The 14,745-nt window shown below is 68.1% G+C and carries 11 protein-coding genes; 8 read left to right on the top strand and 3 right to left on the bottom strand.

Features of this window, described 5'->3' with window-relative positions; all coding sequences use genetic code 11:
- The first annotated feature begins 24 nt into the window (after window positions 1-24).
- Together ACFQGD_RS18885 and ACFQGD_RS18880 are read left to right on the top strand one after the other, a co-directional pair.
- Entirely contained in the window at window positions 25-747 is a 723-nt protein-coding gene (locus ACFQGD_RS18885) for an alpha/beta hydrolase (RefSeq protein ID WP_345402871.1), read from the top strand.
- A 107-nt stretch (window positions 748-854) separates the two neighbouring features.
- Entirely contained in the window at window positions 855-2,027 is a 1,173-nt protein-coding gene (locus ACFQGD_RS18880) for an LCP family protein (protein ID WP_390183386.1), read from the top strand.
- Between the two features lie 98 nt (window positions 2,028-2,125).
- Here the strand turns inward: ACFQGD_RS18880 and ACFQGD_RS18875 are convergent, their stop codons facing one another.
- The 3 genes from ACFQGD_RS18875 to ACFQGD_RS18865 form a co-directional block, all read right to left on the bottom strand.
- Window positions 2,126-2,605, bottom strand: coding sequence for a peroxiredoxin (locus tag ACFQGD_RS18875; protein ID WP_345402874.1), 480 nt, complete (start codon window positions 2,603-2,605; stop codon window positions 2,126-2,128).
- Window positions 2,606-2,679: 74 nt separating this feature from the next.
- Entirely contained in the window at window positions 2,680-4,404 is a 1,725-nt protein-coding gene (locus ACFQGD_RS18870) for an EAL domain-containing protein (RefSeq protein ID WP_345402876.1), read from the bottom strand.
- Between the two features lie 177 nt (window positions 4,405-4,581).
- Window positions 4,582-6,039, bottom strand: coding sequence for a cytochrome P450 (locus tag ACFQGD_RS18865; RefSeq protein ID WP_345402879.1), 1,458 nt, complete (start codon window positions 6,037-6,039; stop codon window positions 4,582-4,584).
- Between the two features lie 233 nt (window positions 6,040-6,272).
- On the opposite strand from ACFQGD_RS18865, the gene ACFQGD_RS18860 reads away from it, so the two are divergent.
- From ACFQGD_RS18860 to ACFQGD_RS18835, 6 genes are all read left to right on the top strand, one after another.
- Entirely contained in the window at window positions 6,273-7,079 is an 807-nt protein-coding gene (locus ACFQGD_RS18860) for a TIGR03084 family metal-binding protein (protein ID WP_345402882.1), read from the top strand.
- Entirely contained in the window at window positions 7,076-8,764 is a 1,689-nt protein-coding gene (locus ACFQGD_RS18855; RefSeq protein ID WP_345402884.1) for an acyclic terpene utilization AtuA family protein, read from the top strand. Before ACFQGD_RS18860 ends, ACFQGD_RS18855 begins: the two co-directional genes overlap by 4 nt.
- Window positions 8,761-9,906: an acyl-CoA dehydrogenase family protein gene (locus tag ACFQGD_RS18850; RefSeq protein ID WP_345402887.1), complete on the top strand. Its 1,146-nt coding sequence runs from the start codon at window positions 8,761-8,763 to the stop codon at window positions 9,904-9,906. The genes ACFQGD_RS18855 and ACFQGD_RS18850 overlap by 4 nt, the downstream gene beginning before the upstream one ends.
- A 100-nt stretch (window positions 9,907-10,006) precedes the next feature.
- Window positions 10,007-11,605 (top strand): acyl-CoA carboxylase subunit beta, encoded by a 1,599-nt coding sequence (locus ACFQGD_RS18845; RefSeq protein ID WP_345402890.1) that lies wholly within the window; start codon window positions 10,007-10,009, stop codon window positions 11,603-11,605.
- Between the two features lie 4 nt (window positions 11,606-11,609).
- Window positions 11,610-13,571 (top strand): acetyl/propionyl/methylcrotonyl-CoA carboxylase subunit alpha, encoded by a 1,962-nt coding sequence (locus ACFQGD_RS18840; protein ID WP_345402975.1) that lies wholly within the window; start codon window positions 11,610-11,612, stop codon window positions 13,569-13,571.
- 3 nt (window positions 13,572-13,574) lie between these two features.
- Window positions 13,575-14,738 carry an acyl-CoA dehydrogenase family protein gene (locus tag ACFQGD_RS18835; protein ID WP_345402893.1) on the top strand — a complete coding sequence of 388 codons (1,164 nt, stop codon included), beginning with the start codon at window positions 13,575-13,577 and terminating at the stop codon, window positions 14,736-14,738.
- Window positions 14,739-14,745: the final 7 nt, after the last annotated feature.

Raw genomic sequence — 14,745 nt, 5'->3', positions numbered from 1 at the left:
TCCCGCGTGGGTGAGGATGCTCGGGTGAGTGACGAAGCGGTCGAGATCGAACACGATGCCAGCCTGACGGTGCTGCGGGCACGCACGACGGTGCGCGCGGTGGCGCTGGTGCTCCACGGTGGAGCCGAGCACGGCCATGAGCGCATCCGGCCGTGGTCGCACGCCTACCTGCGGATGGTGCCGTTCGCTCGTGCGCTGCACCGGGCGGGCAGGACGCACGGGCTCGAGGTGCGGCTGGTGCGTAACCGGGTGCGTGGCTGGAACAAGCCCCACCTGCATCCGGTACACGACGCAAGGGACGCGTTGGCCGAGATCCGTCGCGACCACCCTGACGTGCCGGTCGTGCTCATCGGGCACTCCATGGGCGGCCGCGTCGCACTGCGAGTGGCCGACGACCCGAACGTGGTCGCGGTGTGCGCGCTGGCTCCGTGGACCACTGAGAAGGACTGGGTCGAGCCGGTCGCCGACGTGCGGGTGTTGATCGCCCACGGTACCCAGGACGCCATCACGTCGCCGGAAGCGTCGCACGAGTACGCGCGGCGGGCCGACCACGTGACCGACGTCGTTCGCGCGGAGGTACGGCGCGAGGGTCACGCGCTGCTGCGGCGACCCGGAATCTGGACGCGACTCATTCTCGAGTTCACACTGGACGCGGCGGGAATAGAAACCCGAAACAGGCAGCGAGAACCCCTCCTGACCCGGGCGTGGGATCTTCCCGCGCCCGACAGACTCCGCTTCCGGGTGTAATTCACCGCCTCGCCGGGGCACCTCTGCGGCTCTCCCGACGTTGGTGGAATGATGCGCCCCATCCGAACGCGGCTTGACGCCGTCGGCACGGCGGCGTACGGGAGAGGATGAGGCTGATGGCAGACATGCGTGGATCACGGGGCGGCCCCGCGGGCGGGGGGAGAGCCAGACGGCACCAGGACGCGCAGATGATGCCGCTACCGGGCGCGCAGCGAAACCAGCCCCCGAGAACCCGCGCGATGCCGACGCCTCCACGGCAGCCGCCGCCCGCGCCAGCGCGATCGTCGCGGCGCGGTGGGCAGCCCCCTGCCCCGCCCGCGAATCGGAAGCGCTGGGGCTTTCGCCGTGTGGCGAGCCTGATCGCGATCGTGCTGGTGGCACTACTCGTCGCCATGTGGCTGTACCTGGAGTTCTCGATCAATCGGGTCGACGCGCTCCCGGACTACGAGGGCAAGCCCGTCGCCGCCGAGGGCACCAACTGGCTGATCGTTGGCTCCGACAGCAGGGCCGGGCTGACCCCGGAGCAAGTGAAGCGGCTGCGCAGTGGCGACGAGAGTGCCGCGAGCGGGCAGCGTACTGACACGATCATGCTCGCGCACCTCCCGGATAACGGCACCAAGCCCACCCTTGTCAGCTTCCCGCGTGACTCGGTGGTCGACATCCCCGGCCATGGCGCGAACAAAATCAACGCCGCGTTCGCGTTCGGCGGCCCGACGTTGCTGGCACGTACCATCGAGCAGGCTACGGGGCTGCGCATCGATCACTACGCCGAGATCGGATTCGGTGGGTTCGCGCGGATCGTCGACGCGATCGGCGGCGTCGAGATGACGATTCCGGAGAAGATGGTCGATACCAAGACGGGCGTGACGATCCCGAAGGGCAAGCAGGAACTCGACGGCGCGCAGGCGCTCGGCTTCGTCCGGATGCGCCACAGTTCGGCGACACCGCGCTCTGACCTGGACCGGGTGGTCAACCAGCGCAAGTTCATCGGGGCGCTCGCGGGCGAGATGGCCAGCCCCGCCACGTTCCTCAACCCGTTCGACGTCGTGCCGCTGCTGGGTGCGGCGCCGGACGCGTTGACGATCGATGAGGGCGACCACTTGCACAACGTCGTCGGACTTGGCTGGGCGCTACGCGGGATCTCGTCCGGCGGGACGGTCACCACGACCGTGCCGGTCACCTCCGGCGCGGCGACGAACTGGGACCCGGCGAAGTCCGAGCAGCTGTTCACCGCGTTGCGCAACGACAAACCCATTCCCAAGGACGTCATCGTGAACTGACGCGATGGACGTCGACACGACGCGGGCCCGGCACCGAAACAGGTGCCGGGCCCGCGTGACGTCGTGACCGTGAGGTGGACGTGGATCGTGTCGGACTCCTAGCCGCCGGCGCTGTCCGTGCCGTCGGTTCGCAGCGCTCGGAGCGTCGCCAGCGCCTTGTCGGCGTGCACGCTCATGCGAAACTCGCTCTTGATGACGTCGACGATGCGACTGTCGGTTCCGATCACGTACGTCTTGCGCTTGGTCCGCAGTGGGCCGAGGTCGCGGTTGGCGCCGAATCGCGCGGCGATCTCGCCGTCCGGATCGGACAACAGCGGATAGTCGAAGTCATAGCGCTGGGCGAACTTGGCCTGGGTGTTGACCGAATCACGGCTGATGCCGATGCGCTGCGCGCCAACCTCCGCGAACTCGGTGGCGAGGTCGCGGAAGTGACAGCTCTCCGCGGTGCACCCCGGCGTCATCGCGGCGGGATAGAAGAACAGCACGACCGGCCCCTTCTCGAGGAACTCGGACAGGCTGCGGGGCGTGCCGTGCTGGTCCTGCGCCGTGAAGTCGGCGACGAGATCACCTCTCTGCATACCCGACATCGTGCCTGATCACCTCGGGTTACGTGTTCGGCGTACTGGGTGGGCGCGGCACGGCTTCGCCGCGGTCAGTTCGCGTTGATCAGCTCGGCCAGATCCTCGGCGGGCAGCGGGCCACGGAAGAACCGGCCCCGGGCCGCCACCACGCCCATGCCCGCGAGCGCGTTGGCCTGCTCCTCGGTGCGCACGCCTGCCGCGCCGATCCGCACTCCGAGCTGCTGCGCGCTGCGGACCAGGTGTGCCAGGTGCTCGTACTGCGTCGACCCGGACTCGACCGCGTCCAGCAGCGCATCGACGATCTGCCCGTTCAGGGACACGTAGTCCACCGGCATGTCGTTGCGACGGATCAGTTCGAGATCGGCCGCCGCCGAGACCGCTAGCACCAGCTTGACGCCGATCTCGTTGAGCACGCTCAGCGAGTCATGGACCTCGCCTCGGGCGTCGACAAGGGTTCCGCCGTCCGCGCACAGCCGTAGGGCCGTCGACGGGACGTCGTGCTTGTCGAGCTGGGAGCGGACGATCTTCACTAGGTCGTCGTCGATCGCGAGTCGTCGAGGGGGCCGCACGCACAGGTCTGGCGCGCGGTCTCCCGCATGCCGCCGCCACTCGGCGTAGTCCTTGAGTGCCTGGTCGAGCATCCACGTGCCAATGCGGACGGTCATGCCTGTCGCGTCTGCCAACGGCACGAAGTCGTCGCAGTCAAGGCGGCCCTCTGTGGGATGGTTCCAGTACAGCATGGCGTTGACCACCGGCACGACCCGTGACCCGTCCAGGCGCACGGTCGGCTGGTAGTGCACCTCGAATTCGCCGCGTTCCAGACCGCCCGCGACACCAGCGCCGAGCCGGTAGCGACGCCGGTCCTCGGTGTCGAGGTCGGTCTCGAACAACATCCATCTCGCTCTGCCCGCTTCCTTCGCGCGGTGCAGCGTGACCTCGGCGGCGCGCAGCATGTCCCTGTCCGACGCGCCGCCGGGAGCGCGCAATACGATGCCCGCGCTGGCGCTGATGCCGACACCGGTGTCACCGAAGTAGATCGGCTCGGCGAGCCGGTCGAACGCGTGCTCGACGCGCTTGATGACGTGTTGCGGTGTGAGGTCGCCCTTGAGCAGCACGCCGAAGCCGTCCCCGGTCAGCCTGGCGACGTTCTCGTCTACGCCGTCGAACACCTGACGCAAAGTGGTCGCGACCCCTTTGAGGATCTTGTCGCCAGCCTCGGAACCAAGACCGTCATTGATCACGCGGAAGCCGTCGATGTCGAGCAGGACCAGCGCCACGACAGCGCGCGACGTATCGACCATGGCCGACTCGAGCTGACCGTGGAAGCTCGTTCCGTTGGGCAGCCCGGTCAGTGGGTCGTGCAGGTTCTGATGCCGCAACCGCTCATGCAGCAGGTTCAGATCCGTGACGTCTTCGACCATTACGACCGGGTAGGACATGCCCGCTTGGTCGGCGGGCAGCGAACTGAGCGTGAGTCTGGCGCGCATGTCGCCGTCGTCGGTTTGTTCCAACGCGGTCTCGAACCGGGTCGGCTCGGCGGGGTCGGTGCCGAAATAGCTCCCGAGCAACGCGTCCAGTGCGGCGGCATCGGGTTTGCTCGTGACGTAGCTGGTGAATTTCGTGTCAGCCAACGCTTCGGGCGCGATACCGAGCAAAGTGCCGAGCGCGGGATTGGCGCTCACGATGCCGCCGTCGGCATCGAGCAGCGCGATACCGACGGGAGCGTGGGAGAAGAGGGCGACGAACCGATCGCTGGCCGCGCTTCGCGTGTCAAGCGGAGCACACGGGTCGTTCAAGGTGCACCTCGTCGGGGTGTTGCCGATTGAACCGCTGCGCGTGCGGCCCAGTCGGGGTGGGCAGGCCGGACAGAGCCAACAGTGAGTATGGCGGAGAGCGAACCCTTGCTAAATCACCATGAACCGTGTGACGTGTCTACCGGCCGATAGAGTGACCTTGAGCTATTACCGGTTACATTATGTGGTTTCGCGGGAAATCCTGTGCAGATGCACTGGAAGGCCGTCCACCGGTACCGGCAATGCGACATAATCCCACCGAGATTCGTACTTTTCCGGCAGTTTCCAACGGTAGGTTCGCACCAATTCGTGTAGTAGGGCTTTCACTTCGATGGTGCCGAATTGCATCCCGATACATTTGTGAGCACCCCCTCCGAAGGGAACCCAGGCGAACCGATGCGACTTGTCCTCCCTGCGGTGCTCGGCGAAGCGCTCCGGATCGAACCGCATCGGGTGAGTCCAGTACTCGGGCAGGAAGTGCGTCACCATCGGTGACAGGCCGACGAAAGACCCCGCTGGTATGTAGTGCCCGAGGACGTCGACGTCCTTGACGGTCTTGCGCGGCAGGCTGGGCACCGGGGCGATGAGGCGCAGGGCCTCCTTGATCACCAGGTCGAGCGAGTGCAGTGACTCCAGCGCGGCGAGATCGGGCAGGTCGTCGCCCAAGGCGAGTGACTCCTCCCGGACCCGTTCCTGCCACTCGGGGTGCTTGCCGAGGTAGTACAACGCGGCGGTGCTGGTGATCGTGGACGTGTCGTGCGCGGCCATCATCAAGAAGATCATGTGGTTGACGACGTCGGCGTCGTCGAAGCGCTCGCCGTCCTCGGTCGTGGCATGGCACAGCGCGGTGAACAGGTCAGAGCCGTCACTGGCGCGTTTCGCGGGTAGCCGCTCGGTGAAGTAGTCCTCAAGTAGCCGCCTGCCGCGCAGGCCCGCCGACCACCGGCCGAACGGCACCGGGTAGCGGACGACGGCGGTGCTCGCGCGCACCGTGTCGACGAACGCGCGGTTGAGGCGCTCGGTCTGCCCACCGGGCTGCGCGTCCATGAACACTCGTGCGGCGATGTCGAGAGTGAGTCGCTTGAGCCGCCAGTACATCCGCAGTCGTTGGCCCGTGGGCCAGTCACGCATACCTTCTCGCACGGCGGCGGCGACGTGGTCGGCGTATCCGGCCATGCGAGGGCGGGTGAACGCCTGCTGCATGATCCTGCGGTGGAACTTGTGCTCGTCGAAGTCGAGCAGCATCAGGCCCCGGTGGAAGAACCGGTCGATGAAGAAATGCCAGCCCTCCTGGGAGAACGCCTTGTCGCCGTTGGCGAGCACCTGCTGCGCGGCGTCCGGGCCGACCAGGTTGACCATCCGCTCACCGAGAATGCCCGACCACGACACCGGGCCGTAGCGCTCGTAGCGACGCAGGGCGAAATCGAGCCCGTAACGCATGTACTCCAGGCTGTGTCCGACGAACGGCATGCCGAAGTCGCCGGGCACCGGTTTGAGGCCGCTGCCGGATGGTGGTTCGGCGAACGGTTCCGATGGCCAGGTCTTGTTGAGCACCTTGTTGTCGACGGCGCGGGGGAGTGGCACCGAGGTCAGCGTCGGGACGCGTTCGCGGAGGCCGGTCACGAGTTCGTTCGGCATCGAGTCCTCCCAAGAGGTGCGCTATACGCATGTACAGCTCACCGTTCCCCGTTGTTGGCCGCGCGTCAAGAGGGAGCAGCTGGGTGGGCGACGTCGCGTTGTAGGTGAGTTCACCGTCCCGGTGCTGCGCGACTGGTCCAAAACAAGCACGCATGCTTGCTTTTTTCTTGTCCGAGTGCCAGGGTGAGCGAACAAGCGCAGGATGCGTCCAGGCAATGAAGCAGGAGGACCGCATGGTCGAACTGTCGGCTGTCCTCGCCGATCTGGCGGCCGAGAGCGAAGAACTGGACCAGGTCGTGGCCGGGTTGTCCGATCAGCAGTGGAGGCTCGACACCCCGGCTGCCGGCTGGACCATCGCGCACCAAATCGCCCATCTCGCCTGGACTGATGAGCAGGCGCTGCTCGCCGCGAGCAAGCCGGACGTCTTCGTCAGCGAGTTGGAGCGAGTCGCCGCCGAGGCCGACCCACAGACGCTGGTCGACGACGCCGCGGCAGCCGGGGCGCGACGTGACCCGGCCGAGCTGCTGGCCGCGTGGCGGCAGGTCCGGGCCGAGTTGAGCGACGCGCTGGCCAGCGTGCCCGACGGCACCAAGGTGCCGTGGTTCGGGCCGCCGATGAGTCCGGCGTCCATGGCCACCGCGCGCATCATGGAGACCTGGGCGCACGGCCAGGACGTCTATGACACGCTCGGCCTGACTCGCCAGCCCGCCGCCCGGCTCCGGCACGTCGCCCACATCGGCGTGCGCACTCGAGACTTCGCCTACGCCGTCAACGGCAGGCCGGCCCCGTCCGAGCCGTTCCGCGTCGAGCTGACCGGCCCGGACGGCGACATCTGGACCTGGGGACCCGACGACGCCACCCAGCGGGTCACCGGCGACGCGCTGGAGTTCTGCCTACTGGTCACGCAGCGCAGGCATCGCGACGACACCACCCTGACCACCGAGGGCAGCGATGCGGACACGTGGCTTAGCATCGCGCAGGCCTTCGCGGGTCCGCCTGGCGGCGGCAGGGAACCACAGCACGGTGGGGGTGCGTCGTGATCCGCATCGGCAACGCCTCCGGCTTCTACGGCGACCGCTTCGCCGCCGTCAACGAGATGCTCACCGGCGGTGAGCTGGACTACCTCACCGGCGACTACCTCGCCGAACTGACCATGCTCATCCTTGGCCGCGACCTCATGAAGGACCCGAACCGCGGCTACGCCAAGACGTTCCTGCGGCAGATGCGGGAGAACCTAGCGCTCGCCGTCGAGAAAGACGTGAAAGTCGTCGTCAACGCTGGCGGGCTCAACCCGGCCGGGCTCGCGCACGCGCTGCGGGAGCTGGCCACTGAACTGGACGTCGACGCCAGGATCGCGCACGTCGAGGGCGATGACCTGCGGTCTCGCGCCGAGGAACTGGACCTCGGCCAGCCGCTGACCGCCAACGCCTATCTCGGCGCGTGGGGGATCGTTGAGTGCTTGCGCGGCGGCGCGAACGTCGTCGTGACCGGCCGGGTCACCGACGCGTCGCTGGTCGTCGGACCCGCTGCCGCCCACTACGGCTGGAGCCCGGAGGACTACGACGCGCTCGCGGGCGCGGTCGTCGCGGGCCACGTCATCGAGTGCGGTGCGCAGGCAACGGGCGGCAACTACGCGTTCTTCACCGAGTTGGACTCACTCGACCGGCCTGGCTTCCCGATCGCGGAAATCGCTGCGGACGGCAGCAGCGTCATCACCAAGCACGACGGCACGGGCGGCGCGGTAAGCCTCGGCACGGTCACCGCGCAACTGCTGTACGAAATCGCGGGCCCGCGCTACGCCGGACCGGACGTCACCGCGCGGTTCGACACGATCCAACTCGCCGAGGACGGCCCCGACCGCGTCAGGATCTCCGAAGTGCGCGGTGAGCCGCCACCTCCGGATCTGAAAGTGTGCCTGAATACCCTCGGCGGGTTCCGCAACGCCGTGATGTTCGTGCTCACCGGACTCGATATCGAGGCTAAAGCCGAGCTGATCAAACGTCAGGTGCACGCGGCCCTCGCGGACAATCCGCCTGCCGAGATCGACTGGACCCTGGCGCGCACGGACGTCGAGGACGCGCCAACCGAGCAGCGGGCCAGCGCGCTGTTGCAGTGCGCGGTCAAGGACACCGACGCCGCCAAGATCGGCAGGCCGTTCAGTGGCGCGGCGATCGAGCTGGCGCTGGCCAGCTACCCAGGCTTCACCGTCACCGCGCCGCCGTCGGACGCCTCGCCGTACGGCGTGTACCGGGCGGCGTTCGTGGACGCCAAGGCGGTGCCGCACGTGGCGGTAGCACCGGACGGAACCCGCACCGACATCGCCCCGGCGGCACGCACGCAGCAACTCACCGAGGTTGCGGAACCCGCGCTGCCTGAGCCGCTGGCAGTCGGACCGACGCGCCGCGTCCCACTGGGCACGATCGCTGGCGCACGCAGCGGTGACAAGGGCGGCAGTGCCAATCTCGGCGTCTGGGTGCGCTCCGAGCAGGCCTGGCGCTGGCTGGTGCACACGCTCACCGTCGACGAGCTGCGGCGGCTGCTGCCGGAGACCGCCGAGCTGCCGGTCACGCGGCACGTGTTCGGCAACCTGTTGGCACTGAACTTCGTCATCGACGACATCCTCGGCCAGGGTGTCGCGTCCCAGGCCCGGTTCGACCCGCAGGCCAAGGGCCTCGGCGAGTGGCTGCGGTCCCGCCACATCGACATCCCGGAGGAACTTCTGTGACCGACTTGTTCGAGACGCCGGAACGCATGGCGTTGCGGGAGACCGTGCGGCGGTTCACCCGTGAGCAGATCCTGCCGCACCAGGACGACTGGGAGCGCGAGGGCGAGCTGCCGCGCGACCTGCACCGCAAGGCGGCCGAGATCGGGCTGCTGGGGCTGGCGTTCCCGGAAGAACACGGCGGCGGTGGTGGCGACGCGATCGACGCGCTGGTCGTGGCCGAGGAGATGATCTACGCGGGCGCGTCCGGTGGCCTGATCGCGTCACTGTTCACGCACGGCATCGCGCTGCCGCACATCGCGACCGCGAACGACCCGGCGCAGATCGACCGCTGGGTACGGCCCACGCTCGCCGGGGAGACGATCGGCTCGCTGGCGATCACCGAACCGGATGGCGGCTCCGACGTCGCTGGTATCCGCACCACCGCCAAGCGCGACGGCGATGACTACGTCGTCAACGGCGCCAAGACGTTCATCACCTCCGGCTGCCGGGCGGACTTCGTGACGACGGCGGTGCGCACAGGCGGGCCGGGAGCACATGGCGTGTCGTTGCTAGTGATCGAGCGGGACACGCCGGGCTTCACGGTGTCACGCAAGCTGGACAAGATGGGGTGGCGCTGCTCGGACACCGCCGAGCTGTCGTTCGCCGACTGCCGGGTGCCCGCGTCGAACCTGGTCGGTGAGGAGAACACCGGCTTCGTCCAGATCGCGCAGAACTTCGTGAGCGAACGGCTCAGCCTCGCGGTGCAGGCCTACGCGGCGGCGCAGCGGTGTCTCGACGTGACCGTGGCGTGGTGTCGTGACAGGGAGACGTTCGGACGGCCACTGATCTCGCGGCAACTGGTGCAGCACAAACTCACCGAAATGGCGCGGCGCACCGATGTCGCCCGGGTCTACACCCGCGACCTGGCACGCCGGTACATCGCGGGCGAGAACGTGCTGACGCAGGTGGCGTTCGCGAAGAACACCGCCGTCGAGGCGGGCGAGTGGGTCGCCAACGAGGCGGTCCAGCTGCACGGCGGGCTCGGCTACATGACCGAGTCCGAAGTGGAGCGTCAGTACCGGGACATGCGGATCCTGGGCATCGGTGGCGGCACGAACGAGATCATGAACGGTCTCGCGGCGAAGTTGTTGGGGTACTCATGAGGACTGCTCGCGGGTCCGAATCATTGGGCTTTGGGACTGCTCGCAGGCGTGAGGGCCGCTCGCGGGCCCGAACTGAAGCGCCGGAATCATCGGAGGCAGCATGACGGCACTGCGCACCAGCGTCGATCCGGCGGCAGAGGACTTCGCGGAGTACCGCGATGCGATGCTGACCAAGCTCGACGAGCTGGAAACCGAACACGCCAAGGCCATCGAGGGCGGTGGCGAGAAGTACACCGAACGGCACCGCAAACGCGGCAAACTGCTCGCGCGGGAACGTATCGAGCTGCTGATCGACGAGGACTCACCGTTCCTGGAGCTGTCGCCACTCGCGGCGTGGGGCTCGGACTACAAGGTCGGGGCGAGCATGGTCACCGGCATCGGCGTCGTGGAAGGCGTCGAGTGCATGATCATCGCCAGCGACCCGACGGTCAAAGGCGGGTCGATGAACCCATGGAGCGTCAAGAAGGGCTTCCGCGCCGCCGACATCGCCGCGCAGAACCGGCTACCGACGATCAACCTGGTCGAGTCGGGCGGCGCTGACCTGCCGACGCAGAAGGAGATCTTCATCCCGGGCGGCCGCACCTTCCGTGACCTGACCCGCGCGTCGAAGGAGCGAGTGCCCACCGTGGCGCTGGTGTTCGGCAACTCGACAGCAGGCGGCGCGTACCTGCCTGGCATGTCGGACTACGTCGTCATGGTCAAGGAACAGGCGAAGGTGTTCCTGGGCGGTCCACCGCTGGTCAAGATGGCCACCGGAGAGGAATCGGACGACGAGTCGTTGGGCGGCGCGGAAATGCACGCCAGGACTTCTGGCCTCGCGGACTATCTCGCGGTGGACGAGGAGGACGCGATCAGGCTCGGCCGCAGCATCATCAAGCGGCTCAACTGGAACAAGAAGGGGCCGTCGCCGAAGCCGTCCTACTCCGAGCCGCGTTACGACGCCGAGGATCTGCTCGGCATCGTGCCCACCGACCTGAAGGTGCCGTTCGATCCGCGCGAGGTCATCGCCCGCGTCGTGGACGGCTCTGACTTCGACGAGTTCAAGCCGCTGTACGGATCGAGCCTGGTCACCGGGTGGGCGGACATCCACGGCTACCCGGTCGGCATCCTCGCCAACGCGCGTGGCGTGCTGTTCAGCGAGGAATCACAGAAAGCCACGCAGTTCATTCAGTTGGCGAACCAGTCAGACACGCCGTTGCTGTTCCTGCACAACACCACCGGCTACATGGTCGGCAAGAACTACGAGCAGAACGGCATCATCAAGCATGGCGCGATGATGATCAACGCGGTGTCGAACTCGACGGTGCCGCACATCTCGGTGCTCATGGGCGCGTCGTACGGCGCGGGCCACTACGGCATGTGCGGGCGCGCGTACGACCCGAGGTTCCTGTTCGCGTGGCCGAGTGCGAAGTCCGCCGTGATGGGTGGTCAGCAGCTCGCCGGGGTGCTCTCGATCGTCGCGCGGGCGTCCGCCGAGAGCAGGGGACAGGCCTACGACGAGGACCAGGACGCCGCGATGCGCGCCATGGTCGAGGGCCAGATCGAAGCGGAGTCGGTGCCGACGTTCCTCTCGGGGATGCTCTACGACGACGGCATCATCGACCCCCGCGACACCCGCACCGTGCTCGGCATGAGCCTGTCCGCGATCCACAACGGACCAGTCGAAGGAGCGAGGGGCTATGGCGTCTTCCGCATGTAACCCAATGATCAACTCCGTGCTGGTGGCCAACCGGGGTGAGATCGCGCGCCGCGTGTTCCGCAGCTGCGCGGACGCCGGGATCGGCACCGTCGCCGTGTACTCGGACGCGGACGCCGATCTGCCGCACACCCGCGAGGCCGACGCCGCGGTCCGGCTGCCGGGCAACACGCCCGCCGAGACATACCTGCGGGGAGACCTCATTATCGAGGCCGCGCGGCAGGCGGGCGCGGACGCCATTCACCCCGGCTACGGCTTCCTGTCTGAGAACGCCGACTTCGCGCGGGCCGTCGTCGATGCCGGACTCACGTGGATCGGACCACCACCCGCCGCGATCGCCTCGATGGGGTCCAAGGTCGAGGCCAAGCGCATCATGGCGGACGCCGGTGTACCGGTGCTGTCCGAACTGGACCCCGCCGAGATCACCGAGGACCAACTCCCGGTGCTGGTCAAGGCGTCCGCCGGTGGTGGTGGGCGCGGCATGCGCGTGGTCCACGACCTCAACGCGCTGGATGACGCTGTGAAGGCCGCTTCCGCCGAGGCGGGGTCCGCGTTCGGCGATGCCACGGTGTTCTGCGAGCGCTACCTACCCACCGGACGTCACATCGAGGTGCAGGTGCTTGCCGACGAGCACGGCACCATCTGGGCGGTTGGCGAGCGCGAGTGCTCCATCCAGCGCCGCCACCAGAAGGTCATCGAGGAAGCGCCGTCGCCGCTGGTGGACGACGCGATGCGGCAGCAACTCTTCGACGCCGCTCGCGCCGCCGCCAAGGCCATCGGCTACGTCGGCGCCGGCACGGTCGAGTTCCTGGCGACCGACGACGGCGAGTTCTTCTTCCTCGAGATGAACACCCGCCTCCAGGTCGAACACCCGGTCACCGAGTGTGTCACTGGCCTCGACCTGGTCGGGCTGCAACTGCGGATCGCGGAGTCCGACCGTCTGCCACCGGAGCCGCCTGCCCAGCACGGACACGCCATCGAGGTGCGTCTCTACGCCGAGGACCCTGCCCATGCCTGGCAGCCGCAGAGCGGCACCATCCACGCGCTCGACGTCCCGCGCGTCGCTACGGAGTTCCGCATCCCACCGCGCGGCGGCATCCGGCTCGACTCCGGGTTCGAGAGCGGCTCGGTCGTCGGGGTGCACTACGACCCAATGCTGGCCAAGGTCATCGCGATGGCACCCACGCGCGGGGAGGCCGCGAGGGCGCTCGCGGCGGCGCTGGCGGGCAGCAAGATCCACGGCCTCGTGACCAACCGGGACCTATTGGTCACCGTGTTGCGGCACCCGGCGTTCCTGGCGGGGGAGACCGACACCGCGTTCTTCGAGCGCCACGGCCTCGACACGTTGGCCACACCGCTGGCCGACGACCGCGCGCGCCAGCTCAGCGCGTTGGCGGCGGCGCTCGCGGAGGCCGCAGCCAACCGGGCGCAGGCGAAGGTCCTCGCGGGACTGCCGAGCGGCTGGCGCAACGTCCCCTCGCAGCGGCAGCGCAAGAGCTACCGCGTCGGTGAGGACACCGTCGACGTCGACTACCGCATCACGCGCACCGGACTCACCGCGGCGGGCTACGACGACGTCGAGCTGGTGTCGTCCACACCGGACCGGGTCGTGCTCACCGTCGCCGGGGTGCGGCGCACCTTCGACGTCGCCCGCTACGGCGACCTCACCTGCGTCGACTCACCACTCGGGCCGGTCAGCCTGCGCAGACTGCCGCGCTACACCGACCCGGACGCCGCCGTGCCCGCCGGGTCGCTGCTCGCGCCGATGCCCGGCTCGGTGCTGCGGGTCGCCGTGGCGCAGGGCGACACCGTCCAGTCAGGACAACCGCTGCTGTGGCTCGAGGCGATGAAGATGGAACACCAGATCAGCGCACCGGCTGACGGCGTCGTCGCCGAACTACCGGTCAGCCAGGGACAACAGGTCGACGTCGGCACCGTGCTCGCCGTCGTGCACGCCGAGGAGGGCTAACGCATGAACAACTTCACCGAGACCGAAGAACGCCAGGCGCTGCGCAAGGCGGTGTATGACTTCGGCAGCAAGTACGGCCACGAGTACTACCTCAAGGTGGCCCGCGAAGGTGGCCACACCACCGAGGTCTGGGACGAAGCCGGCAAGCTCGGCTACATGGGCGTCGCCGTGCCGGAGGAATACGGCGGCGGTGGCGGCGGCATCGGTGACCTCGCCGCCGTCTGCGAGGAGCTGTGCGCCGCGGGGACGCCGCTGCTGCTGATGGTCGTCTCGCCCGCGATCTGCGGCACGGTCATCGCCCGCTACGGCACCGACGAGCAGAAGCAGCACTGGCTGCCCCGGTTCGCCACCGGCGAGCTACGGATGGCGTTCGCCATCACCGAGCCCGACGCGGGTTCCAACTCGCACAAGATCACCACCACCGCGCGGCAGGACGGTGACGACTGGGTCCTCAACGGCCAGAAGGTGTTCATCTCCGGCGTCGATGAGGCGGAAGCCGTGCTGGTGGTCGGCCGCACCGAAGACGCGAGGACCGGCAAGCTGAAGCCCGCGTTGTTCATCGTGCCCACCGACGCGCCCGGCTTCGAGGCCCAGCACATCCCGATGGACATCGTCTCCGCCGACAAGCAGTTCACGCTCTTCTTCGACAACCTCAGGCTGCCCAAGAACGCGCTGGTCGGGGAGAGCACCGACACCGCGCTGCTGCAGCTGTTCGCCGGGCTCAACCCGGAACGCATCATGGGCGCGGCGTTCTCGCTCGGCCTGGCGCGATTGGCGCTGAACAAGGCCACCGAGTACGCCAAGACGCGCAACGTGTGGGGTGCGCCGATCGGCTCCCACCAGGGCATCGCGCACCCGCTCGCGCAGATCAAGGTGGAGATCGAGCTAGCGAAGCTGATGACGCAGAAGGCGGCCGCGCTCTACGAAGCCGGCGACGACATGGGCGCGGGCGAGGCAGCCAACATGGCCAAGTACGCCGCCGCCGAAGCCGCTGTGCACGCCGTTGACCAGGCGGTGCACACCCACGGTGGCAACGGGCTCGCCACCGAGTACGGCCTGGGTGCGATGATCGCGGCCGTGCGGGTCGGGCGAATCGCGCCGGTGAGCAGGGAGATGATCCTGAACTTCGTGGCGCAGCATAGCCTTGACCTGCCGAAGTCGTACTAAGGAGTCA

The organism is Haloechinothrix salitolerans (assembly GCF_042662605.1).
Classification (GTDB): domain Bacteria; phylum Actinomycetota; class Actinomycetes; order Mycobacteriales; family Pseudonocardiaceae; genus Haloechinothrix_A; species Haloechinothrix_A salitolerans.
This window is presented reverse-complemented; position numbering and strand designations above follow the sequence as displayed.